Annotated in this window: 20 protein-coding genes and 1 pseudogene; 9 read left to right on the top strand and 12 right to left on the bottom strand. The window is 67.8% G+C overall.

Features of this window, described 5'->3' with window-relative positions; translation table 11 throughout:
• Positions 1–66: 66 nt before the first annotated feature.
• Both QMZ16_RS02560 and QMZ16_RS02555 read left to right on the top strand, forming a co-directional pair.
• Positions 67–1,239 carry an acetyl-CoA C-acetyltransferase gene (locus tag QMZ16_RS02560; RefSeq protein ID WP_282601996.1) on the top strand — a complete coding sequence of 391 codons (1,173 nt, stop codon included), beginning with the start codon at positions 67–69 and terminating at the stop codon, positions 1,237–1,239.
• A gap of 84 nt (positions 1,240–1,323) precedes the next feature.
• Positions 1,324–2,046: a beta-ketoacyl-ACP reductase gene (locus QMZ16_RS02555; protein ID WP_022705838.1), complete on the top strand. Its 723-nt coding sequence runs from the start codon at positions 1,324–1,326 to the stop codon at positions 2,044–2,046.
• A gap of 74 nt (positions 2,047–2,120) precedes the next feature.
• On the opposite strand, the gene QMZ16_RS02550 is transcribed toward QMZ16_RS02555, so the two are convergent.
• The 3 genes from QMZ16_RS02550 to QMZ16_RS02540 all read right to left on the bottom strand — a co-directional run bounded on the left by QMZ16_RS02550 (position 2,121) and on the right by QMZ16_RS02540 (position 3,305).
• Positions 2,121–2,285 carry a YdcH family protein gene (locus tag QMZ16_RS02550; protein ID WP_084686382.1) on the bottom strand — a complete coding sequence of 55 codons (165 nt, stop codon included), beginning with the start codon at positions 2,283–2,285 and terminating at the stop codon, positions 2,121–2,123.
• Between the two features lie 77 nt (positions 2,286–2,362).
• Complete coding sequence (locus QMZ16_RS02545) at positions 2,363–3,103, bottom strand: methyltransferase domain-containing protein (RefSeq protein WP_282601995.1); 741 nt, start codon at positions 3,101–3,103, stop codon at positions 2,363–2,365.
• The gene (locus QMZ16_RS02540) at positions 3,096–3,305 is read right to left on the bottom strand and encodes a DUF2007 domain-containing protein (protein ID WP_282601994.1); all 210 of its coding nucleotides are present in this window, start codon (positions 3,303–3,305) and stop codon (positions 3,096–3,098) included. The genes QMZ16_RS02545 and QMZ16_RS02540 overlap by 8 nt, the downstream gene beginning before the upstream one ends.
• Before the next feature lie 75 nt (positions 3,306–3,380).
• Between QMZ16_RS02540 and QMZ16_RS02535 the strand changes: the two genes are divergently transcribed.
• Positions 3,381–4,382 (top strand): polyprenyl synthetase family protein, encoded by a 1,002-nt coding sequence (locus QMZ16_RS02535; protein ID WP_282601993.1) that lies wholly within the window; start codon positions 3,381–3,383, stop codon positions 4,380–4,382.
• Between the two features lie 139 nt (positions 4,383–4,521).
• Here the strand turns inward: QMZ16_RS02535 and QMZ16_RS02530 are convergent, their stop codons facing one another.
• Positions 4,522–5,853: an ammonium transporter gene (locus tag QMZ16_RS02530; RefSeq protein ID WP_282601992.1), complete on the bottom strand. Its 1,332-nt coding sequence runs from the start codon at positions 5,851–5,853 to the stop codon at positions 4,522–4,524.
• Positions 5,854–6,230: 377 nt separating this feature from the next.
• Here QMZ16_RS02530 and QMZ16_RS02525 point away from each other — a divergent pair, with 377 nt between their 5' ends.
• Positions 6,231–8,486: a transglycosylase domain-containing protein gene (locus tag QMZ16_RS02525; protein WP_282601991.1), complete on the top strand. Its 2,256-nt coding sequence runs from the start codon at positions 6,231–6,233 to the stop codon at positions 8,484–8,486.
• A gap of 57 nt (positions 8,487–8,543) precedes the next feature.
• On the opposite strand, the gene QMZ16_RS02520 is transcribed toward QMZ16_RS02525, so the two are convergent.
• Both QMZ16_RS02520 and QMZ16_RS02515 read right to left on the bottom strand, forming a co-directional pair.
• On the bottom strand, positions 8,544–9,134 hold the full coding sequence (locus QMZ16_RS02520) for an ABC transporter substrate-binding protein (protein WP_282601990.1): 591 nt from the start codon (positions 9,132–9,134) through the stop codon (positions 8,544–8,546).
• Positions 9,127–9,909 carry a VacJ family lipoprotein gene (locus QMZ16_RS02515; RefSeq protein ID WP_282601989.1) on the bottom strand — a complete coding sequence of 261 codons (783 nt, stop codon included), beginning with the start codon at positions 9,907–9,909 and terminating at the stop codon, positions 9,127–9,129. The genes QMZ16_RS02520 and QMZ16_RS02515 overlap by 8 nt, the downstream gene beginning before the upstream one ends.
• Before the next feature lie 155 nt (positions 9,910–10,064).
• Here QMZ16_RS02515 and QMZ16_RS02510 point away from each other — a divergent pair.
• The 3 genes and pseudogenes from QMZ16_RS02510 to QMZ16_RS02500 form a co-directional block, all read left to right on the top strand.
• Positions 10,065–10,403: pseudogene (locus tag QMZ16_RS02510) on the top strand (hypothetical protein); the annotation flags it as partial.
• Between the two features lie 118 nt (positions 10,404–10,521).
• Positions 10,522–11,799, top strand: a complete 1,278-nt coding sequence (locus tag QMZ16_RS02505) for an HlyD family type I secretion periplasmic adaptor subunit (RefSeq protein WP_282601988.1) — start codon at positions 10,522–10,524, stop codon at positions 11,797–11,799.
• A 61-nt stretch (positions 11,800–11,860) separates the two neighbouring features.
• Positions 11,861–13,168, top strand: a complete 1,308-nt coding sequence (locus QMZ16_RS02500) for a short-chain fatty acid transporter (protein ID WP_282601987.1) — start codon at positions 11,861–11,863, stop codon at positions 13,166–13,168.
• Between the two features lie 36 nt (positions 13,169–13,204).
• On the opposite strand, the gene rnr is transcribed toward QMZ16_RS02500, so the two are convergent.
• The 4 genes from rnr to QMZ16_RS02480 are packed head-to-tail and all read right to left on the bottom strand — an operon-like array spanning position 13,205 to position 17,807.
• Positions 13,205–15,448, bottom strand: coding sequence for a ribonuclease R (gene rnr / locus QMZ16_RS02495; RefSeq protein ID WP_282601986.1), 2,244 nt, complete (start codon positions 15,446–15,448; stop codon positions 13,205–13,207).
• 39 nt (positions 15,449–15,487) lie between these two features.
• A complete protein-coding gene (locus QMZ16_RS02490; RefSeq protein ID WP_282601985.1) occupies positions 15,488–15,904 on the bottom strand; it encodes a GNAT family N-acetyltransferase in 417 nt (138 codons plus the stop codon).
• Positions 15,901–17,040, bottom strand: a complete 1,140-nt coding sequence (dapE, locus tag QMZ16_RS02485) for a succinyl-diaminopimelate desuccinylase (protein WP_282601984.1) — start codon at positions 17,038–17,040, stop codon at positions 15,901–15,903. Before dapE ends, QMZ16_RS02490 begins: the two co-directional genes overlap by 4 nt.
• The gene (locus QMZ16_RS02480; protein ID WP_022705853.1) at positions 17,040–17,807 is read right to left on the bottom strand and encodes a sulfite exporter TauE/SafE family protein; all 768 of its coding nucleotides are present in this window, start codon (positions 17,805–17,807) and stop codon (positions 17,040–17,042) included. Before QMZ16_RS02480 ends, dapE begins: the two co-directional genes overlap by 1 nt.
• 166 nt (positions 17,808–17,973) lie before the next feature.
• On the opposite strand from QMZ16_RS02480, the gene QMZ16_RS02475 reads away from it, so the two are divergent.
• Both QMZ16_RS02475 and QMZ16_RS02470 read left to right on the top strand, forming a co-directional pair.
• Positions 17,974–19,572, top strand: coding sequence for an acyl-CoA dehydrogenase family protein (locus QMZ16_RS02475; RefSeq protein WP_282602049.1), 1,599 nt, complete (start codon positions 17,974–17,976; stop codon positions 19,570–19,572).
• Positions 19,573–19,646: 74 nt separating this feature from the next.
• Complete coding sequence (locus tag QMZ16_RS02470) at positions 19,647–20,120, top strand: META domain-containing protein (protein ID WP_022705855.1); 474 nt, start codon at positions 19,647–19,649, stop codon at positions 20,118–20,120.
• Positions 20,121–20,123: 3 nt separating this feature from the next.
• Here the strand turns inward: QMZ16_RS02470 and recO are convergent, their stop codons facing one another.
• On the bottom strand, positions 20,124–20,852 hold the full coding sequence (gene recO / locus QMZ16_RS02465) for a DNA repair protein RecO (protein WP_282601983.1): 729 nt from the start codon (positions 20,850–20,852) through the stop codon (positions 20,124–20,126).
• A 57-nt stretch (positions 20,853–20,909) separates the two neighbouring features.
• The gene (rarD, locus tag QMZ16_RS02460) at positions 20,910–21,842 is read right to left on the bottom strand and encodes an EamA family transporter RarD (RefSeq protein ID WP_282601982.1); all 933 of its coding nucleotides are present in this window, start codon (positions 21,840–21,842) and stop codon (positions 20,910–20,912) included.
• Between the last annotated feature and the right edge of the window lie 23 nt (positions 21,843–21,865).

The raw sequence follows: 21,865 nt of genomic DNA, 5'->3' as shown, positions 1-21,865 counted from the left end.
CGTCGGCAACCCGCATCCTGACCCCATCAGCCGGCACCGCCCGGCAACGAAGGGAAGGAGCCCGCCATGACCAAAGCCGTAATCGTATCTGCCGCACGTACCCCCGTCGGCAGCTTCATGGGCGCATTCGCCAATGTCCCCGCGCATGATCTGGGCGCCGCAGTCCTGCGCGAAGTCGTGGCCCGCGCCGGTGTCGACCCCGCCGAGGTCAGCGAGACGATCCTGGGCCAGGTTCTGACCGCCGCGCAGGGCCAGAACCCCGCGCGCCAGGCGCATATCAATGCGGGCCTGCCCAAGGAATCGGCAGCTTGGCTCATCAACCAGGTCTGCGGCTCGGGGCTGCGCTCGGTCGCGCTGGCGGCGCAGCAGGTCATGCTGGGCGATGCGCAGATCGTCCTGGCGGGGGGCCAGGAGAGCATGTCGCTGTCGACCCATGCCGCCTATCTGCGCGCGGGCCAGAAGATGGGCGACATGAAGATGATCGACACCATGATCCGCGACGGGCTGTGGGATGCCTTCAACGGCTATCACATGGGTCAGACCGCCGAGAACGTGGCCGACCAGTGGTCGATCAGCCGCGACCAGCAGGACGAATTCGCCCTCGCATCGCAGAACAAGGCCGAGGCCGCGCAGAATGCGGGCCGCTTCGATGACGAGATCGTCGCCTATACCGTCAAGGGCCGCAAGGGCGACACGGTCGTCGACAAGGACGAATACATCCGCCACGGCGCCACGATCGAGGGCATGCAGAAACTGCGCCCGGCCTTCACCAAGGAAGGCTCGGTCACGGCGGGCAACGCATCCGGCCTGAACGACGGCGCCGCGGCCGTCATGGTCATGTCCGAGGACGAGGCCGCACGCCGCGGACTGACGCCGCTGGCGCGCATCGCCTCCTATGCGACGGCGGGCCTCGACCCGGCGATCATGGGCACCGGGCCGATCCCCTCCAGCCGCAAGGCGCTGGAAAAGGCGGGCTGGTCGGTCGGCGACCTGGACCTGGTCGAGGCGAACGAGGCCTTTGCCGCGCAGGCCTGCGCCGTGAACAAGGACATGGGCTGGGATCCGTCCATCGTGAACGTCAACGGCGGCGCGATCGCCATCGGCCACCCGATCGGCGCATCGGGGGCGCGGATCCTGAACACCCTGCTGTTCGAGATGCAGCGCCGCGACGCCAAGAAGGGCCTTGCGACGCTGTGCATCGGCGGCGGCATGGGCGTCGCCATGTGCCTCGAACGCTGAACGACCGGCGCGTGCGCAATTTAATTGCGCGCACGCCCCCTGCAAAGTAGCAATGTTTTACGATAACGAATGAAGGGGGGAATCATGTCCAAGGTAGCACTGGTCACCGGCGGATCGCGCGGCATCGGCGCCGAGATCTGCAAGGCGCTTCAGGCCGCAGGCTATACCGTCGCCGCGAACTATGCCGGCAATGACGACGCGGCCAAGGCCTTCACCGAGGAAACCGGCATCAAGACCTACAAGTGGTCGGTCGCCGATTACGATGCCTGCAAGGCCGGCATCGCCCAGGTCGAAGAGGATCTGGGCCCGATCGCCGTTCTGGTCAACAATGCCGGGATCACCCGCGACGCGCCCTTCCACAAGATGACGCCCGAGAAGTGGAAGGAGGTCATCGACACCAACCTGACCGGCACCTTCAACATGACCCATCCGGTCTGGCCGGGCATGCGCGAACGCAAGTTCGGGCGCGTCATCAACATCAGCTCGATCAACGGGCAGAAGGGCCAGTTCGGGCAGGCGAACTATGCCGCGGCCAAGGCGGGCGACCTGGGCTTCACCAAGTCGCTGGCGCAGGAAGGCGCGCGCAACAACATCACCGTCAACGCGATCTGCCCCGGCTATATCGCGACGGACATGGTGATGGCCGTTCCCGAACAGGTCCGCGAGGGGATCATCGCGCAGATCCCCGTCGGCCGCCTGGGCGAGCCGTCCGAGATCGCGCGCTGCGTGGTGTTCCTGGCCTCCGACGATGCGGGCTTCGTCACCGGCTCGACCATCACGGCGAATGGCGGCCAGTACTACATCTGATCGAAGGCCCCGGAACGAAGCAGGCCCGCGCTGAACGCGCGGGCCTTTTCATGTGGCTGTCACCGTCGAAGGGATCAGTGGCCGTATCTGGAGATCTGTTCCTTCAGACGCAGTTTCTCGCGCTTCAGCGCCGTCAGCTCCAGGTCGCTGGAGCCGGGACTTTTCTGAGCCCTTTCAACTGCATCCGAAAGCTTTTGATGTTTGCGGCGAAGTTCCTCGACATGCGAAGCAACCGACATCACGTCCTCCATAAGAAGTGGTTCGAACAGGGTCAGTGCAGCACGCTTTGGCGATTCTGTCACGAGACTTTCGCAAATCAAATCGTGATCGGCAGTCCGTCGCGAAGAACCGCCTGCGCGGCGGGGGTCAGGTCCTCTCGGTCGACGTCATGGCGGGGGGCGTCGTGCATCACGAAGGGGGCCAGCAGGCGCAGCGGCGCGCGTGCGCCCTTGCGGGCGGCAACGATGACGCGCCCTGCCTCTCGGCCCTGGCGCGCGGCGACGGGCAGGATGGATATCGCACCCGCCCGCCCCTGCAATGCCGCGATGATCCGGTCCAGCCGGTCGGCGCGCTGGATCACCGTCAGCCAGCCCTTGGGGTTCAGCCGCCGCAGTCCCGCGTCCAGCCAGTCGTCCAGCGGCGTCTCCTCGGTCCGTGCGGTCGCGCGGCCCGGATCGGGCGCGGGAGTGCCCCCAAGGAAATAGGGCGGGTTCATGATGACGTGGTCGAAGCCCCTGCCCCGCAGCCCTGCCGGCGGATCCGCCAGATCGCCCGTCAGCACGTCCAGCGGCAGCCCGCATTCCTGTGCGTTCCGCAGGGCCAGCGCGGCATAATCGGGCTGACGCTCCAGCCCCATGCAGCGCAGCCCCGGCACGCGCGCGGCCAGGCACAGGCTGGCGACGCCCGCCCCGCATCCCAGTTCCAGCACGCTGTCGCCCGGCCCCGCGCGGCAGGCGGCGGCCAGCATCACCGCATCCGCGCCCGACCTGTAGCCGCGCGCGGGCTGCCACAGCTGCAGCCGCCCGCCCAGGAACCCGTCGCGGCGAAGATCACTCATCCAGGCCCGCGTCGCGCAGGATGGCGCGGGCCATGAACTCGTCCCGGTCGGCCACCATGACGCGCTGCGCCAGGATGCCGATCGACCCTTCCAGCACGCTCATGTGCTGGTCCATCTGGAAGGTCGCGATCCCCTCGGCTTCCAGCAGGCTCTGGGCCGCCGAGATGCGCACGGGATCGTTGCTGCGGAAAAGCTCTTTCATGGCCGCGACGTTATGCGGCGGTTGCGCATTTGTCGATGGCATGGCAATGCGAGGGCGCAGACACGGGATGATGTGATGAACGTGCAGGAAGACGTCCGCAAACCACTGGACCGGCTGGCCGAGGCGCTGGCACCCGAGATGGAGGCCGTGAACGCGCTGATCCGCGAACGCATGGCCAGCCGGCATGCGCCGCGCATCCCCGAGGTGACCGCCCACCTGATCGAGGCCGGCGGCAAGCGCCTGCGCCCCATGCTGACCCTGGCCGCGGCCAGGCTGCTTGGCTATGGCGGCCCCTATCACGTGCATCTGGCCGCGACGGTCGAATTCATCCACACCGCGACCCTGCTGCATGACGACGTGGTCGACGAAAGCCGCCAGCGCCGCGGGCGTCCGACGGCGAACCTGCTGTGGGACAACAAGTCCAGCGTGCTGGTCGGCGATTACCTGTTCGCGCGCAGCTTCCAGCTGATGGTCGAACCCGGCAGCATGCGCACGCTCGAGATCCTGTCGAACGCCGCCGCCACCATCGCCGAGGGCGAGGTGCTGCAGCTGACCGCGGCGCAGGATCTGGCCACGAACGAGGACATCTATCTTCAGGTCGTGCGCGGCAAGACGGCGGCGCTGTTCTCGGCCGCGACCGAGGTGGGCGGCGTCATCGCGGGCGTCCCCGATGCGCAGGTCCGCGCGCTGTTCGATTACGGCGACGCGCTTGGCATCGCCTTCCAGATCGTGGACGACCTTCTGGATTACGGCGGCACCGCCGAGGCGATCGGCAAGAATACCGGCGACGATTTCCGCGAACGCAAGCTGACGCTGCCGGTGATCAAGGCCGTGGCCCGCGCCACCCCCGAGGAACGCGCCTTCTGGTCGCGCACCATCGAGAAGGGCGACCAGCAGGACGGCGACCTTGAACACGCGCTGGACCTGCTGGCCCGCCACGGCGCGATGGCCGATGCCCGCCGCGACGCGCTGGACTGGGCGGCCAAGGCCCGCGGTTCGCTGCAGATCCTGCCCGAGCATCCGATCCGCGACATGCTGTCGGACCTGGCCGATTTCGTGGTCGAACGGATCGCCTGACCCCCAGCCCCAAGAACGACGACGAAGGCCCGCCATCACGGCGGGCCTTTCGCATTTCTGGGGGCCCCGAAACGGAAGGGGCGGGCCGCATTGCGCGACCCGCCCCCTCTCCGGGAAGAGACCCGTTATGTCGCGGCGATCACTTCGCCTGGACGAAGTCCGGATAGGCTTCCATCCCCATCTCCGAGATGTCGAGACCGGTGATCTCGGCTTCCTTGCTGACGCGGATGCCCATGGTCGCCTTCAGGATCGACCAGATGATGAAGCTGACCACGAAGACGAAGGCGCCGATGGAGACGATGCCGATGGCCTGCGTGACGAACCTGGTATCGGGGTTCGTCGCCGGCACGATGATCGTGCCCCAGATGCCCGCCACCAAGTGGACCGGGATCGCGCCGACCACGTCGTCGATCTTCATCTTGTCCAGCATCGGGACCACGAAGCAGGCGATCGCACCACCCACGCCGCCGATCAGGATCGAGGCGAAGATCGTGGGCGTCAGCGGCTCGGCCGTGATCGAGACGAGGCCAGCCAGCGCGCCGTTCAGCACCATGGTCAGGTCGATCTTGCCATAGACCAGCTGCGTCACGATGACGGCGGCCACGGCACCGGCCGATGCGGCCATGTTGGTGTTCACGAAGATGCGGCTGACATCGGCCGCGTCATTGACCGACCCGATGGCCAGCTGCGACGCGCCGTTGAAGCCGAACCAACCCAGCCACAGGATGAACGTGCCGAGCGTCGCCAGCGCCAGGTTCGAACCGGGCATCGGCTGCATGCGGCCGTCGGGACGGTACTTGCCGTGACGTGCGCCCAGCACGATCGCGCCTGCCAGTGCCGCGAAGCCGCCTGCCGCGTGGACCAGGGTCGAGCCTGCGAAGTCCGAGAAGCCCATCTCGCTCAGGAAGCCGCCGCCCCACTGCCAGCTGGCCTCGATCGGGTAGATGACGCCGGTCAGCACGACCGTGAAGATCAGGAAGGGCCACAGCTTCACGCGCTCGGCCAGGGTGCCCGAGACGATGGACGCGGTGGTCGCGCAGAACATCAGCTGGAAGAAGAAGTCCGAACCGGACGAGTAGCCGTCATCGGCCACGCCCGCGCCGACGGGGTCGATGCCCTTGGGGCTGAAGATCTCGCCGATGACACCCGGCATGGTCCATTCGCCCGGATACATCAGGTTATAGCCGATCAGCCAGTACATGATGCCCGCGATCGCGAACAGCGAGATGTTCTTGAACAGCTGGGTCGTCACGTTCTTGGAACGCACCAGGCCCGCCTCGAGCATGGCGAAGCCCGCGGCCATCCACATCACGAGGAAGCCGCCGATCAGGAACAGCAGGGTGTTGAAGATATAGACGACATCCGCGCTGACAGCGGCGGCCGCCTCCGCGGGCGCCGCGGCATCCTGCGCGGCAGCAGGATAGGCTGCCAGCGTCGCAAGTGTCGCGATGAGCGGAAGGGTCTTTTGCATGTGTTAAACCTCGCTTCGTGCCACAGCCGCCGGTCCGGCTGCCATCGCCCTTTTCATCGGCAATAGGGGCCAGCGGGCAAAGATGTGCCCGCAAGACAGGCCCACGGAATCGCGATCTGCCGCGATTATGGGCAGAATCCGCGCCCTTTGCCCGCCTTTCGGGCCGGATCGGTCTGATCTTTCCGCAGCGATGCCCGCCATCCGTGCAGCGGCGGCCCCTTGCGCGGCGGAATCCCGCGACCGGCGGGAATCCCCCCGGCCGCGGCGGCCCAGATCACGAATTGGCCAATGGAATTCCCCTGAGGGTCAAACTCATGTAGCTTGCGCACAATCACGCCGGCAGAACCGGCACTGGCAGTCACGCAGGCATCCTTGGCATGAAACGACCCACCGGAACCCCGCCCCGCAAGGGCAAGAGCCCCGTTGCCGAAAGGCGCGCCGCGCCCGAAGGCAAGCCCGCCGCGAAGAAGGTTCGCCGCCACAGGCCGCGCCGCGCGAACCGCGGGCCGGTCGGCTGGATTGTCGGCTTCGTGTCGCTGATCTGGCGGATCGTTTGGGGCTCGATCTGGCGCCTGGCCATGACGGTCGCGCTGATCGTGGGCGCCGCGACGGCCTATTTCTACATCAACCTCCCCGAAGCGCAGGAGCTGTTCGACGGCCGCGCGCGCGGGTCGGTGACGATGCTGGACCGCGACGGCCGCGTCTTCGCCTGGCGCGGCGAGACCTATGGCGCGGTCGACAGCACCGAGATCGCGCCCGTCCTGAAGCATGCCGTCATCGCCACCGAGGACCGCCGCTTCTACGGGCACCTGGGCGTCAGCCCGCGCGGCGTCGCCAGTGCCATCAAGATCAACATGGCCGAGGGCCGCGGCCCGCTGGAAGGTCACGGCGGCTCGACCATCACGCAGCAGGTCGCCAAGCTGCTGTGCCTGGGCGAGAACTTCGACCCCACCCAGTACAAGAACGAGGCCGAGTTCGAGGCCGCCTGCCGCGTCGGCAGCCTGTGGCGCAAGATCAAGGAAGTGCCCTTCGCCTTCGCCATGGAGGCGAAATACGGCAAGGACGACATCCTCAACATCTACATGAACCGCTCCTATCTGGGCGGCGGCGCGCGCGGCTTCGAGGCCGCAAGCCAGCGCTACTTCAACAAGCCCGCAAGCCAGGTGACCCCCGCCGAGGCCGCGATGCTGGCGGGCCTCCTGGTCGCGCCCAGCCGCTATGCCCCCACCGCCAGCATCGAGCGCGCGCAGGAACGCGCCAATGTCGTGCTGGGGCTGATGGCCGAACAGGGCTATATCGACGATCAGCAGCTGGCCGAGGCCCGTGCCAATCCCGCCACCCTGTCGCAGGCCGCCGATGCCCGCGCGGGCGGCTATTTCGCCGATTGGCTGATGGAATCCGGCCCCGGCTTCCTGACCAGCGAGACGACCGAGGACGTGACCATCCGCACGACCTTCGACCAGCGCATCCAGCGGGCCGCCGAACGCGCCCTGCAGCGCGTCTTCGACGAGAAGGTCAAGGACGGTTCCAAGGCCGAGGCCGCCGTCGTCGTCATGTCCGCCGATGGCGCCGTCCGCGCCATGATCGGCGGGCGCGACAGCACCGTGAACGGCGCGTTCAACCGCGCGACCCAGGCCAAGCGCCAGACCGGCTCGTCCTTCAAGCCCTTCGTCTATGCCGCGGCGCTCGAGGCGGGTTACGGTCCCGCCGACCGCGTGGACGACAGCCCGCTGACGATCCGCATTCCGGGCGGCAAGAACTGGTCACCCCAGAACTATACCCGCCGCTTCCACGGCACGGTCAGCATGACCACCGCGCTGGCGCAATCGCTGAACGTCGCCACGATCCGCCTGCAGGAACTGGCGGGCCGCGACCAGGTGATCCGCATCGCCCATGATTTCGGCATCGTCAGCAACCTGACCCGCAGCCCGTCCCTGGGTCTGGGCGCGTCCGAGGCGACGCTGCTGGAACTGACCGGCGCCTATGCGGGCATCCGCAACGGCGGCACCTCGGTCGCGCCCTACGGGGTGATCGACCTGACCATGCGCGGCGACGACCGACCCATGATGGGCCAGACCGGCGGCTTCGGCGAGCGTGTCATCAGCCAGCGCGCGGCGGGCCAGCTGATCTACATGATGCAGAAGGTCATCACCGAGGGCACCGGCGGCCGCGCCAGCCTGGGCAGCCGTCCCGTCGCGGGCAAGACCGGCACGACCAGCAGCTATCGCGATGCGTGGTTCGTGGGCTTCACCGAGCAGTATGTCACCGGCGTCTGGATGGGCTATGACGACAACACGCCACTGTCGGGCGTGACCGGCGGCGGCCTTCCGGCCGAGATCTGGCAGGCCGTCATGTCCGAGATCCACGAGGGTCTGCCGGAACTGGCGCTGTCCACCGTGTCGCCGGACGGCAGCGGCATCATCATGTCGCAGGGCGATTCGACGCCCAAGGTCGTCACCTCGGGTTCGGCGGACGATCCGCTGGCCGCGGCGCTGGCAGGCGTGATGAACACCATCGAGGCCGAGCGTCGGGGCGACCCCGCCCCTGCCGCGCCGACGCCCGCAAGCAACAGCGGCGCCAGCAGCGACGACGCGCTGTCGCGGGCGCTGAACGGGATCCTGGGCGGGAACTGACCCGCAGGTCCGGAAACGCCAGGGGGGCGGGCCATCGCGGCCCGCCCCCTTTTACGTTCAGCCCGCCTGCTGCAGGTCGGCCGTCAGCGCCGCCACGTCGCCGCCCCGGCGTGCCAGCATGGCCGCGATCTCGGCGCGTTCGCTCGCCAGCATGTTCACGCCCTCGATGATGATGTTGAAGAACAGGTCGCGCCCGGACTTGTCCGAGACGTGCCATTCCACCTCCATCGGCGCGCGACCGTTCAGGTAGGCGACCGAGGACACGGCATAGAAGCTTTTGAGCGGACGCGCGCCCGTAACCTCGATCCGGCTGCCGATGAACTCGCGGAAGCGCTTGCCGTACTTGCGCCCGATATAGCCCTGGAACGCCGCCTTGTAGGCCGCGAACTGCGCCGCATCGATCTGGCGCGCGACGGGGCCCATGGCCGACCGGGCGATCACGTCCACATCGGCATGGCGGGCAAAGATCGCCTCGAAGTCGCGATACATCTGCGCGGGGGCCTTGCCGGAATTGATCACGGCATAGACCTCGGCCAGGGACCGGTCGATCAGCGCGCGCGCGCCGTTCGAATCCAGCGCCCATGCAGGCGCGGCGACCAGCGCCGCCCCCGAGGCGATCAGCCCCAGAAAGCCGCGGCGGTCATTCATAGGGGTCGATGACGGCATCGTCGCCGTAGGGATCGATATCTGCACTCTCTTCTCCAAGCTCGTGGCGGCGGTTCATCAGCCAGATCAGCCGCGTCTGGGCATAACTGTCGGCGCTGCCCTGAAGGATCCCGTCGATCGTGTCGCCGAAACGGGCGCGATCTGCGGCCTTGGCCCCCACCCGCAGCGCGAAGGCCGCGCGGCGCTCGGGGGCGTCCAGCACCTGGCCAAGCGGATCGATCGCGATGTCGACCACCCGCCCCGCCGTGTCGCGCAGGGTCGAGGGACCGATCAGCGGCAGTTCCAGATAGGCACCCTCGGGGGCGCCCCAGACGGCCAGCGTCTCGCCGAAATCGGTGTCGCGCTCGGTCCAGCCGAAGCTGTCGGCGGCGGGATCGAACAGGCCCCCAAGACCGACGGTCGTGTTCGTCGCGAAGCGCAGCGCGTTCATCCCCGCATTGCCGGGGCGCCCCTGCAGCAGCCCGTTCAGCGCCTTGCCCGGCAGCGACAGGTTGCGGCCCGCATTGGCCATCATCCGCACCGGCCCGATCGGATCGCCCGGCTGCGGCGCGGGACCGGCATCCGCGCCGTCCCCCTTGAGGCGGTTCGCGACGGGGCCCACCACATGCGCGTCCACGCCCTTGTTGAAGGCGTGGACGCGGCGGTTCGCGGCCTCGTAAGGGTCGTCGATCAGCACGCCGTCGCGCATCTGCGGATCGCTGGCGCAGCCCGCGGCGGTCAGGGCGGCAAGAAGCGCGATGGGAAGGAGGGGGTTCACGTCCGGATGCGCCTTTCGATGCTGCCCGGCCTCGGTTCGCGGCCAATCCGCCGCCAACCGGACAAGACACGGTTTTTTAGTTCATCTCCGGTGATATGGTCGTGATCGATTTCAGACAAGCCCCGCACCCACGGGGCTGCGGACGGGACCGGAAAATGAGCCAAAGACCGCTGCCCCATGATGGGGACAAGGAACTGCGCGCCGCAAGGGCCACGGGCTGGAGGCTGTTCGTAGCGGTCGCCCTGTTCTCGGCGGTGGTGAACCTGCTGATGCTGACGGGTCCGCTGTTCATGCTGCAGGTCTATGACCGCGTCCTTGCCTCGCGCTCGGTCGAGACGCTGACCGCGCTGTTCGTGCTGGTGGCGGTCGCGGGTGCAGGCGCAGGACAGCAACGGGCGGGCGACACGTCCTCCGGGTTCACGGTGTTCTCGCGGACCTTTCAGTTGTTCTTGCAAAGCGCGATGCTGGCCACCGGCGCGTGGCTGGTGCTGCAGTAGCAACTGACACCGGGCGCGATGATCGCCAACTAGATCCTGATGGGGCGTGCGCGGTTTTTCGGGGGGCTGGCGGCCCTTCTGTTCCATCAGCCGGCGGGGAAATCTACGCTGGCCCGTGCGCGGGCCGATCATCGCGGGCACGCTGGCCGTGACGCTTCTGGTGGGCGGCTTCGTGACATGGGCGCTGGCGACCAACATCTCGGGCGCGGTCGTAGCCACCGGCCAGGTCGAGGTCGAGCAGCAGCGCCAGGTCGTCCAGCACCTGGACGGCGGCGTGGTCAAGGCCATCGCGGTCAAGGACGGCGCCAGCGTCGAGGCGGGCGACCTGCTGATCGCGCTGGACGGCAACCTGCTGCAGACCGAACTGGCCATCGTCGAGGGCCAGTATTTCGAGATCCTCGCCCGGCGTGGCCGGCTCGAGGCCGAGCGCGGCGATGCCGACACCGTCACCTTCCCCGAGGAGCTGGCCGAGGCGGCCGCCGATTCCGCAGAACTGCGCGACCTGATCGACGGACAGACCAGCCTGTTCGCCACGCGTCTGGACACGCTGTGCCAATCGCTGGACCAGCTGGCCAAGCAGTCCGAACAGATCGACAGCGAAGTGAAGGGCGTCGATGCCCAGATCGAGGCGCTGGCCACGCAGCGAGAGCTGCTCGGCCGCGAACTGGCCGACCAGCAAAGCCTTCTGGACCGCGGCCTTGCGCAGGCATCGCGCGTGCTGGCCCTGGAACGCGAAGCCGCGCGCATGGACGGCGAACTGGGATCGCTGCAGGCCAACCGCGCCTCGGCCGAGATCCGCAAGACCGAGATCGAGATCCAGCGCCTCGGCCTGTCCGCCGAACGCCGCGAGGTGGCCGAGACCGAGCTGCGCGACCTCGGCTATCGGGAACTGGAGCTGGCCGAACGCCGCCGCAGCCTGATCGAACAGATCAGCCGGCTTGAGATCCGCGCCCCGGCCTCGGGCATCGTCTACAACCTGCAGGTCACGACCCCGCGTTCGGTCGTGCGCGCGGCGGACCCGATCCTGTACATCATCCCGCAGGACCGCCCGCTGGTCATCGGCGCACGCGTCGCGACCATCAACGTGGACGAGGTGCAGGCCGGCCAGCCGGTCGTGCTGCGCTTCTCGGCCTTCTCGTCGCGCACCACCCCCGAGATCGACGGCAGGCTGGAACGCATCTCGGCCGATGCGCTGATCGACGAGGCCACGCAGGTGTCCTATTACCGCGCCGAGGTCTCGATCCCGCAGGACGAGATGTCGAAGCTGGGCGATCTGGCGCTGGTCCCCGGCATGCCGGTCGAGGTCTATATCCAGACCGGCGAACGCAGCCCGATGGCCTATCTGGTCAAGCCGCTGTCGGATTACTTCAACCGGGCCTTCCGCGAAAGCTGAGCGCCTTGCCTTCCCCCTTCGGTTGACGCAGCCTCGCCGCGAAAACCGAAGGGAGGAAACAATGCTGCGAATTCTGTCGCGACCCGCCACGCGCCTCATGGAGCGCTGGCTGCCGGACGCGTTCATCTTCGTGATCGTGCTGACGCTGATCGCCGCCGCCGCGGCCATGCTGACGCAGGGCACGACCCCCGATCAGCTGATCGAATACTGGGGCGGGGGTTTCTGGGAACTGCTGTCCTTCTCGATGCAGATGCTGCTGGTCCTGGTGACGGGCTACATCCTTGCATCCTCGCCGCCGGTGCGGCGGATCCTGGCGCGGCTGGCGGGGCTGGCCCGTTCGGCGGGCGGGGCGATCGTGCTGGTGACGCTGGTGTCGCTGGCGGCCAGCTGGATCAACTGGGGCTTCGGCCTTGTCGTCGGCGCGATCTTCGCCAAGGAGCTGGCACGCCAGATCCGCGTCGATTACCGCCTGCTGGTCGCATCGGCCTATTCCGGCTTCCTCGTCTGGCATGGCGGCCTGGCCGGGTCGATCCCGCTGACCATCGCGACGCCGGGCCATTTCACCGAAGGCCAGATCGGCGTGATCCCGACCTCGCAGACGATCTTCTCGGCCTGGAACCTGGGCCTGGTGGCCGCGCTGTTCGTTATCATGCCGCTGGTCAACCGCGCCATGCTGCCGCGCCGCGAGGAAGAGGTCCTGGTCGATCCCGCCATCCTGCACGACGACAGGCTTGAGCGTCGCCGCGCCGCCACCCCGGCCGAGCGGCTGGAGAACAGCCCCCTGCTGATGTACCTGATCGGCCTGCCGGGCCTTGCCTGGCTGGCGATGCATTTCATCGGCGGCGGGGCCATCAACCTCAACGTGGTGAACTTCCTGTTCCTGTTCGCGGGCATCCTGCTGCATGGCAGCCCGCGCAGCCTGCTGGACGCGCTGGACGATGCGATCCGCGGGGGTGCGGGCATCGTGATCCAGTTCCCCTTCTATGCGGGGATCATGGCCATCATGATCCAGAGCGGACTTGCGGCCTCGATGTCGGAATGGTTCGTGTCCATCTCGACCGCGAAAACCCTGCCCTTCTGGAGCTTCATCAGCGCGGGCATCGTCAACATCTTCGTGCCCTCGGGCGGGGGACAGTGGGCGGTGCAGGCACCGGTCATGCTGCCCGCCGCCGAGGCGCTTGGCGCGGATGCCGCGAAGGTCGCGATGGGCGTGGCCTGGGGCGATGCCTGGACGAACCTGCTGCAGCCGTTCTGGGCGCTGCCCATGCTGGGGATCGCGGGGCTGAAGGCGCGCGACATCATGGGCTTCTGCGTGGTGATGCTGCTGATCACCGGCGTGGTGATCGGCGGGGTGCTGTGGATGATCTGACGGGGCGCCGGGGGTTCGCGCCCCCGGCCACCCTGCTCAGCGCTTGCGGCGGCGCTTGGTCGCGCGCTTGACCTCGGCCAGCCGCGCCTTGGTGGACATGCGCCCAGACGGCCCGCGGCGACGCCCCTTCTGGGAACCGCGCGGCAGGCTGTTGCCCTCCAGCTCCAGCAGTTCCAGCGTCAGGCCGCCGGTCATCGGGATCGCCTCGGTCAGGCGCACGGTCACGCGCTGGCCGATGCCGATCTCCAGCCCCGTATCCGCGCCGATCAGCATCTGCGCGTCGGGGTCGAAGTGGAAATACTCGCGCCCGATGGTGCGGATCGGCAGCAGCCCGTCCGCGCCGCTGTCATCCAGCTTCACGAAGGCGCCGAATTTCTGGATGCCGCTGATGCGGCCCGTCATCTCGGCCCCCACCCGATCCGCCAGATAGGCCGCAAGGTATCGGTCGGTCGTGTCGCGTTCGGCCGTCATCGAGCGGCGCTCGGTCTCGCTGATATGCTTGGCGGTTTCGTCCAGGCGCTCGATCTGGTCGGGGTCCAGCCCGTCCTTGCCCCAGCCATGCCCCGAGATCAGCGCCCGGTGCACCACGAGGTCGGCATAGCGCCGGATGGGCGAGGTGAAATGCGCATAGCTTTTCAGCGCCAGGCCGAAATGGCCGTAATTCTCGGGATGGTAATAGGCCTGCGTCATCGACCGCAGCGTGCTGATGTTGATCAGCTCGTCGAAATCGGTGCCCTCGGCCTGGCCCAGAAGGCGGTTCAGGTGGCTGGTCTGCAGCACCTGCCCCTTGGCAAGGTTGAAGCCCGATGCCTGCGCCACTTCGCGCAGCGCGTCCATCTTTTCGAGGCTGGGTTCCTCGTGGACGCGGAACAGAAGCGGTCGCCCGCGCTGCGTCAGTTCCTCGGCGGCGGCGACGTTGGCCAGCACCATGAACTCCTCGATCAGCTTGTGCGCATCCAGCCGGTCGCGGAAGTTCACCGATTTCACGCGCCCCTCGGGGGTCAGCTCGATCCGACGCTCGGGCAGGTCCAGCTCCAGCGGCTGGCGGCGGTTGCGCGCATCGCGCAGCAGGCCATAGGCATGCCACAGCGGACGGATCACGTTGTCCATCAGCGGTTCGGTCTGCTCGTCCGGATTGCCGTCCGCCCCCGCCTGCGCCTGTTCATAGGCAAGGCTGGCGCGGCTGTTCATGATCCCGCGATGGAAGCGGTGGCTGATCTTGTTGCCCTGCGCATCCAGCCGCATCCGGACGGCGATGACGGCGCGATCCACGCCCTCGTGCAGCGAACACAGATCGGCCGACAGCGCCTCGGGCAGCATCGGCACCACGCGGTCGGGGAAATAGGTCGAGTTGCCGCGCTTCCACGCCTCGCGGTCCAGCGCGCTGCCGGGCGTGACGTAATGGGCGACATCGGCGATGGCGACCCAGATGGTCGCGCCGCCATCCTCTTCGATATGGGCGGCGACGGCATCGTCGTGGTCGCGGGCATCCGACGGGTCGATGGTGACCAGCGGCAGGTCGCGCAGATCCTCGCGGTTCTTTTCCGGGGCGGGCTTGGCGGCCTCGGCCTCGCGCAGGACGGCGTCGGGGAATTCGTCGGGGATGCCGTGCTGGTGGATCGCGATCAGGCTGACGGCGCGCGGGGCCGAGGCATCGCCCAGCCGGTCGGTGATGCGTGCCCAGGGGACGCCCATGCGGCCTCGCGGGCCGATCTGCTCGGCCTGGACCAGCTCGCCATCCTCGGCATGCTGGGTCGCGTCCTCGCGCACGCGCCATTCGCGGTCCTGCCCCTTGTCCACGGGCACGATGCGACCGCCCTGCGTTTCCTTGCGAAAGATGCCGGTGATGCGGTTCGGGCTGGCGGTGATGCGACGGATCAGGCGGGCCTGGTACTGGTGATCCTCGCCCGCGACCTCGATCAGGCGGCCAAGGAAGCGGTCGCCGCGACCCAGTGCCGGATCGGCCTCTCGCGGGGCGAACAGGATGCGCGGCGCGGGGGCGTCGCCGCGCCACTCGATCGGCTTGGCGAACAGGTCGCCCGACCCGTCGGGGGCCAGCAGTTCCAGCACCGTGACGGGGGGCAGCTTCTCGGCGTCCAGGTAATGCCTGCGGCGGCGTTCCAGCTGGCCTTCGGATTCCAGCTCCTTCAGCAGGCGCTTCAGCTCGATCCGGGCGGCGCCCTTGATGCCGAAGGCCTTGGCGATGTCGCGCTTGGAATTCGCCTCGGGGTGGTCGTTCACCCATTCGAGGATCTGGGCCTTGCTGGGAATCGTCTTCATCGCGTCATGCCTTCATCAGTCGCCAACGCGCCTGCGTTGTCAGAGTTCGCGGCTCATGTCACGATGGGGAATGCCGGCATCGTCGTAAACCGGGCCGTGGGCCGCAAATCCCAGTTTCTCGTAAAAGCCGATGGCATGCACTTGGGAACTCAGCTTGGCACGCACAACCCCCGGCCGTGCACGCAGCGCATCCAGCGCCGCCCGCATCAGCGCCGCGCCCGCGCCCGTCCCGCGCATCCGGGGCAGCACGCAGACGCGCCCGATCTTGCCGGTATCGCCCTGCACGAACAGCCGCGCCGTTCCCCAGGGACCGTCCGCATCCTGCCCCAGAAGATGGATCGCCTGGTCGTCCAGATCGTCCATCTCGTCGGCCTCGGGGACGGCCTGTTCGTCGATGAAGACCCTGCGGCGCAGCATGTGGCAGGCGGCAAGATCGTCGGTTTCTTCGATCCTCATGCGAAGAACCTTTCCAGCATGCGGCCATAGATGGTCTTGAGCTGGTTGACCTGGGCTGCGGGCACGCGTTCGTCGACCTGGTGCATGTAAAGGCCCACCAGCCCGAATTCGACCACCGGGCAGTGGTTCTTGACATAGCGCGCGTCCGAGGTCCCCCCCGAGGTGGACAGCACCGGCTGGCGGTTCGTTTCCTGGGTGACGACCTCGCGGATCATGTCGACGAAGGGACCGGGCGCGGTCAGGAACGCCTCGCCCGAGATGTCGGCCGACAGGTCGATCCGCACGCCGGTCTCGGACGTGATGCGGTCGGCATGGGCCTGCAGCCGCTCGGTCAGGGATGCGCCCGTGTGCAGGTCGTTGAAGCGGATGTTGACCACCGCCGTCGCGCGTTCGGGGATGACGTTCGATGCCGGGTTCCCGCAATCGACCGAGGTGACCTGCAACCCCGAGGGGTCGAAATGGTCGGTCCCCTCGTCCAGCGGCTCGGCGGTCAGTTCGAACAGGAACCGCGTCAGCGCGTGCAGCGGGTTGTTGGCCTTGTGCGGATAGGCCGCGTGCCCCTGCTTGCCCGTCGCGCGGATGTTGAAGGTCATCGAGCCGCGACGCCCGATCTTCATCATCTCGCCCATGACCTCGGGGTTCGACGGCTCGCCCACGATGCAGGCATCCATGCGTTCCCCGTTCGCGTCCATCCAGTCCAGCAGCGCGGGCGTGCCGTCCTTCGAGGGGCCTTCCTCGTCGCCGGTGATGGTCAGGATGATCGCGCCCTCGGGCGGCGTGTCGCGGACGAAGTCGATGGCGGCGGCGACGAAGGCCGCGACCCCCGATTTCATGTCCGTCGCGCCGCGCCCCCAGATCGTGCCATCGGCATCGACATGCCCGGAAAAGGGCGGATGCGTCCAGGATGCCGGATCGCCGGTCGGCACCACGTCCACATGCCCGTTAAAGCCGATGGTCTTCGCCCCCTTCGCGCCCCACCGCGCGAACAGGTTCGGCGTGCCGTTGCGGTCCGCGCGGTGGCACTCGAAGCCCGCCTCGGACAGCAGGCCCTCCAGCAGCTCCAGCGCCTCGTGCGCGTCGGGCGTCACCGAGGGGCAGCGGATCAGGCGGGCGGTCAGGTCGGCGGCGTCAATCATCACATGCTCCAGAGTTCAAGCGCGCGGCGGATCAGGTTCAGGCCGGTCAGGATCAGAAGGACCAGCGTCCAGCGGCGAAACTGCCCCACATCCAAGCGGTCCTGCAAGGCGAAGCCCAGCTTCATGCCGACGAAGCCCGGCAGGCACAGGATCAGCGACAGGGGCACCGTCTGCGCGTTCAGCACCCCCGAGAACAGATGCGCCACCGTCAGCACCACCGCGCCGATCAGGAAGACCACGCCCTGCACGCGGACCTGTTCCTTCTTCTCGATCCCGATGGACAGCAGATAGACGATCAGCGGCGGCCCCCAGATCCCCGAGATCCCGCCATAGAGCCCCCCGATCACGCCCGACACGGCCTCGGCCCGCTTCTGGTGGCGCAGGCTCATGGTCATGGGGCGGCCCGACAGCTGCCACAGCGCGAACAGCGTGATCGGCAGGCCCAGGATCGCGTACATCAGCCATTGCGGGATGATGTTGGCAAACCCCGCCGAGACGCAGATGAAGACGCCCACCATCGCGATATGCAGCCGGAACCGCCGGATCGACCCGGCAGCCGCCGGCACCCCGTCACGCATCGCCTGCTGGATATTGGTGAACAGCGTAGGCAGGATCATCGCCGCCAGCGCCGTGGTGGCGGGCATGATCGACCCGAAGACCGAGATCATGATCATGGGCATGGCAAAGCCGATCGCCCCCTTCACGAATCCCGCGAACAGCGTGACCCCGAGGGCCGCGACGAATTGCCAAAGCTCTAATCCGAACATGCGCGCACGCTAAACGCGGGGTTCGGAAAGGAAAAGACAAATACGGCAGCGATTCCGTTGCGACATTTTAGAACCTTATGGGATCACTTGACGCATAATTGTTGCGCTGCGGATGCAAAGGCGCTACCCATGCTGCAACGCCGCAAAGGGGAAAGCGATGAAAGACATGCAGCACCGGTCCGAGGCCGTCCTGTCCGAGCTTGACGATCTGCAGACCCGCGCGACCGAGGCGCTGAGGGCGCTGGTCGCACCTTCGGGCAAACCCGATCCGCAATTGCTGGAGGTGCACCAGCACGCCGCCCACGCGCTGTCCTGGCTGGCCACCTATGTCGAATCCATCCGGCAGTTGCACGCATGGTCGGGCCGCGTCTCGGGCCGGGTCGAGGATCTGATCGCCGCCATCGGCATGGGCGAATACCTGACCCAGATCGCCCATGGCATCCCCATGAGCCAGACCGAGTTCGCCCGCCTGTCGGATCTTGGCATCGACTGGACGCCGTCGGACGCCGCGCGCGACCTGATGGGCGGCAACACCCCCGCCGCGCGGGCCGAGCTTGCGCGCCTGATCGCGGATGCGCAGGGCGCCCCCACCTTCGGGGCCTCGGGCCTGGACGAGGATCTGGAGATGATCCGCGACCAGTTCCGCCGCTGGACCGAGGACAAGGTCGTCCCCCATGCCCATGACTGGCACCTGAAGGACGAACTGATCCCGATGGAGGTGATCGAGGAGCTGGCTGGGCTGGGCGTCTTCGGCCTGACCATCCCCGAGGAATTCGGCGGGCTGGGCATGCCCAAGGCCGCGATGGTCGTCGTCTCCGAGGAACTGTCGCGCGGTTATATCGGCGTGGGGTCCCTTGGCACCCGAAGCGAGATCGCGGCCGAGCTGATCCTGTGCGGCGGCACCGATGCGCAGAAGGCCCAGTGGCTGCCGCGGCTTGCCAGCGGCGAGACGCTGCCCACGGCGGTCTTCACCGAGCCCAATACCGGCAGCGATCTGGGGTCGTTGCGCACCCGCGCGGTGCGCGACGGCGACGACTGGGTCGTGACCGGCAACAAGACCTGGATCACCCACGCGGCCCGCACCCATGTCATGACGCTGCTGGCCCGCACCGACCCCGACACGACGGATTATCGCGGCCTGTCGATGTTCATCGCCGAAAAGACCCCCGGCACGGATGCCGACCCTTTCCCCACCCCCGGCATGACGGGCGGCGAGATCGAGGTGCTGGGCTATCGCGGGATGAAGGAATACGAGCTGGGCTTCGACCGCTTCCGCGTGGCGGGCGACAACCTTCTGGGCGGGCAGACGGGCCAGGGCTTCAAGCAGCTGATGCAGACCTTCGAATCCGCGCGCATCCAGACCGCCGCCCGCGCCATCGGCGTGGCGCAGAACGCGCTGGAGCTGGGCCTGCGCTATGCGCTGGACCGCAAGCAGTTCGGCAAGCCGCTGGTCGAGTTTCCCCGCGTGGCCGACAAGCTGGCGATGATGGCTGTCGAAATCATGATCGCAAGGCAGCTCACTTATTTCAGCGCGTGGCAGAAAGATCACGACCGCCGCTGCGACCTCGAGGCCGGGATGGCCAAGCTGCTGGGGGCCCGCGTGGCATGGTCGGCGGCGGACAACGCGCTGCAAATCCACGGTGGCAACGGTTTCGCGCTTGAATACCAGGTCAGCCGGGTGCTGTGCGACGCCCGCATCCTCAACATCTTCGAGGGCGCTGCGGAAATTCAGGCACAGGTCATCGCGCGGCGTCTTCTGGGATGAACGGGATCGGACTGGAACGGGAAATGGTTTAAGGATAATCCGTTCCGGTCCGCTTTCCGCCAAGGAGTTCTGCCATGTTCCGTTCCGTCTTCCAAACGCGCCGCAAGATGCCGCTCGTCGCGCTCGGTGCCGCCGCGTTGACGCTTGCCGCCTGTTCCTCGGAACCTGCGGGCGATCCGATGGGCGGCCTGCCCGCGAACGACTACGTGCTGGTCGGCATCGGCAACGGCACCGTGCCGCTGCGCAACATCACCCTGACGCTGCGCCCCGAAGGCGTGTCGGGCCGCGGCCCGTGCAACGGCTATGCCGCCAAGAACACCGTCCAGCTGCCCGCCGTCGCGTTCGAGCCGCTGCAGACCAGCGGCGTCACCGACTGCAAGGACCTGGCCGTCGAGCAGCGCTTCTTCGAAGCCCTCCAGAACGCGACCGAGATGGAGTTCTATGGCGGCGTGCTGAAGATCAAGGGCCCGACCTGGCTGATCTTCGAAAGCGGTCGTCCCGCCGATCAGGTGACCGACGCGCTGTCGGCCGCGCGCGGCAACCAGTAAGCCCTAGCCCCTCGCGCGGGTCAGCCGTCCGACCAGACGGCCCCGCGCGGCAGGAAGCGGCTTGCCGACCAGGTCCTCGGCCAGCCGCGATTGCAGGAAATGGCCCGTCAGGGCCAGCCCCTCGGCCAGATCGCGCCCTCTGCCCGGTTCCTCGCCACCCATCAGCGGCGGCAGGGGCAGCAGGCGCGGCGCGTAATCCCCCGCCCCATCACGCGACACCGCCCGCCCCGAACGCGGGCTGACGAAGGCCAGCCCATCGGCGGCCCCCGTCACCGCGCAGGCCGACAGGTCCAGCCCGAAGCCCATCTCGTCCAGCAGCGACATCTCCCACAGCAGATAGCCTGCGGGCCAGTCGGGATTGCCCGCCTCGATCGCGTCCAGAAGCGTCTCGGTCCGGGCGGCCAGCGCGGGATGCGGATCGCGTTCGGGCAGCGCGAAAACCAGAAGCGCACAGATCGCGTTCAGCCCCGCCAGCCCCGCCGGGTCGGACATCAAGCCCGACCGCATGCGCACGGGCTCGATCGCGAAATTGCCCAGCTGATCGGATTGCCGCGCGCGCCAGCGCAGGTCCAGCCGCGTGCCCGGTTGCAGCATGGCCGCGCGTTTCGACGACGCGCCCCCCGGCACGATGCCCGCATGGCGCCCGTGTTCGGCGGTCAGCACGTCGATGATGACGGCGGTTTCGCCATGCGCGCGGCGCGCGATGACGGTGCCCTGTGCCTGCCACTCCATCAGCCGGTCCCCCTTGCCATCACGGCAGGATGCGGGAAGCGCCGCGAAGATGCCAGATCACTGCATCCGGCGCGTGGCCGCCAGCCTGCGGTCGCGCCGCCTGCGCCCAGCCTGCCGCAAGAGCGAGGCGGTATAGATCGCAAGCGCCGCCCAGATCATCGGGAAGGCCACGAGGCGCGCACCCTCGAAGGGTTCGCCGAAGACGATCACGGCGCACAGGAAGATCAGCGTGGGCGTGACGTATTGCAGGATGCCGATGGTGGACAGCCGGATCAGCTTGGCCCCGTTGGCATAGAACAGCAGCGGGATCGCCGTGACCGGCCCGCAGCCCAGCAGCAGCGCCCAGGTGCTGGCATCATAGGACAGCCCCTGCCCCGTCGCGCCCATCCAGCCGAGATAGATCAGCGCCAGCGGCATCAGCAGCAGCACCTCCAGCGTGAAGCCCTGGTTCGGCCCAAGCGGCAGGCGCTTCTTGCAATAGGCATAGGTCCCCCAGGACAGCGTCAGCCCCATCGCGACCATCGGCAGGCGCCCCGCCTGCACGGTCAGGATAACCACCGCCCCCGCCGCCAGCGCGATCGCCAGAAGCTGGCTGCGCGACAGCACCTCCTTGAGGACGAGCGACCCTAGAAGCACGCTGAACAGCGGGTTGATATAATAGCCGAGCGCCGCGTCCAGCGCGTGGTCATGCGTGATCGCCCAGACATAGATCAGCCAGTTGGCCGAGATCAGCACCGCCGTCAGCGCGGCCATCGCCAAGAGGCGCGGCTGGCGCAGCGCGGCCAGCACCTGGTCCTGCCGCCCCTGCCAGATCAGCACCGCCGCCGCGATGGGCAGCGACCAGATCACGCGATGGGCGATGATCTCGGCCGCGGGGACATCCGACAGCGCCTTCATGTAGATCGGCAGCGCGCCCCAACACAGATAGGCGGAAAGGGCATAGACGAGGCCTATGGGCGAATCGGTCTGGGGATCGGGTGCGCTGCTCATGGGAATTGCATAAGCTGCAGCCC

It is taken from the genome of Paracoccus sp. PARArs4 (genome assembly GCF_947311865.1).
Classification (GTDB): domain Bacteria; phylum Pseudomonadota; class Alphaproteobacteria; order Rhodobacterales; family Rhodobacteraceae; genus Paracoccus; species Paracoccus zeaxanthinifaciens.
The sequence above is the reverse complement of the archived record's forward strand: the minus strand, read 5'-3'. Positions and strand labels throughout refer to the sequence as shown.

Coding starts and splice junctions, on each gene's coding strand:
- QMZ16_RS02555 (WP_022705838.1), top strand. CDS start 1,324: ATGTCCAAGGTAGCACTGGTCACCGGCGGATCGCGCGGCATCGGCGCC.
- QMZ16_RS02530 (WP_282601992.1), bottom strand. CDS start 5,853: ATGCAAAAGACCCTTCCGCTCATCGCGACACTTGCGACGCTGGCAGCC.
- QMZ16_RS02500 (WP_282601987.1), top strand. CDS start 11,861: ATGCTGCGAATTCTGTCGCGACCCGCCACGCGCCTCATGGAGCGCTGG.
- QMZ16_RS02540 (WP_282601994.1), bottom strand. CDS start 3,305: ATGAAAGAGCTTTTCCGCAGCAACGATCCCGTGCGCATCTCGGCGGCC.
- QMZ16_RS02545 (WP_282601995.1), bottom strand. CDS start 3,103: ATGAGTGATCTTCGCCGCGACGGGTTCCTGGGCGGGCGGCTGCAGCTG.
- QMZ16_RS02490 (WP_282601985.1), bottom strand. CDS start 15,904: ATGAGGATCGAAGAAACCGACGATCTTGCCGCCTGCCACATGCTGCGC.
- rarD (WP_282601982.1), bottom strand. CDS start 21,842: ATGAGCAGCGCACCCGATCCCCAGACCGATTCGCCCATAGGCCTCGTC.
- QMZ16_RS02480 (WP_022705853.1), bottom strand. CDS start 17,807: ATGTTCGGATTAGAGCTTTGGCAATTCGTCGCGGCCCTCGGGGTCACG.
- QMZ16_RS02520 (WP_282601990.1), bottom strand. CDS start 9,134: ATGAATGACCGCCGCGGCTTTCTGGGGCTGATCGCCTCGGGGGCGGCG.
- QMZ16_RS02525 (WP_282601991.1), top strand. CDS start 6,231: ATGAAACGACCCACCGGAACCCCGCCCCGCAAGGGCAAGAGCCCCGTT.
- QMZ16_RS02550 (WP_084686382.1), bottom strand. CDS start 2,285: ATGTCGGTTGCTTCGCATGTCGAGGAACTTCGCCGCAAACATCAAAAG.
- QMZ16_RS02475 (WP_282602049.1), top strand. CDS start 17,974: ATGCAGCACCGGTCCGAGGCCGTCCTGTCCGAGCTTGACGATCTGCAG.
- QMZ16_RS02470 (WP_022705855.1), top strand. CDS start 19,647: ATGTTCCGTTCCGTCTTCCAAACGCGCCGCAAGATGCCGCTCGTCGCG.
- recO (WP_282601983.1), bottom strand. CDS start 20,852: ATGGAGTGGCAGGCACAGGGCACCGTCATCGCGCGCCGCGCGCATGGC.
- QMZ16_RS02560 (WP_282601996.1), top strand. CDS start 67: ATGACCAAAGCCGTAATCGTATCTGCCGCACGTACCCCCGTCGGCAGC.
- rnr (WP_282601986.1), bottom strand. CDS start 15,448: ATGAAGACGATTCCCAGCAAGGCCCAGATCCTCGAATGGGTGAACGAC.
- QMZ16_RS02535 (WP_282601993.1), top strand. CDS start 3,381: ATGAACGTGCAGGAAGACGTCCGCAAACCACTGGACCGGCTGGCCGAG.
- dapE (WP_282601984.1), bottom strand. CDS start 17,040: ATGATTGACGCCGCCGACCTGACCGCCCGCCTGATCCGCTGCCCCTCG.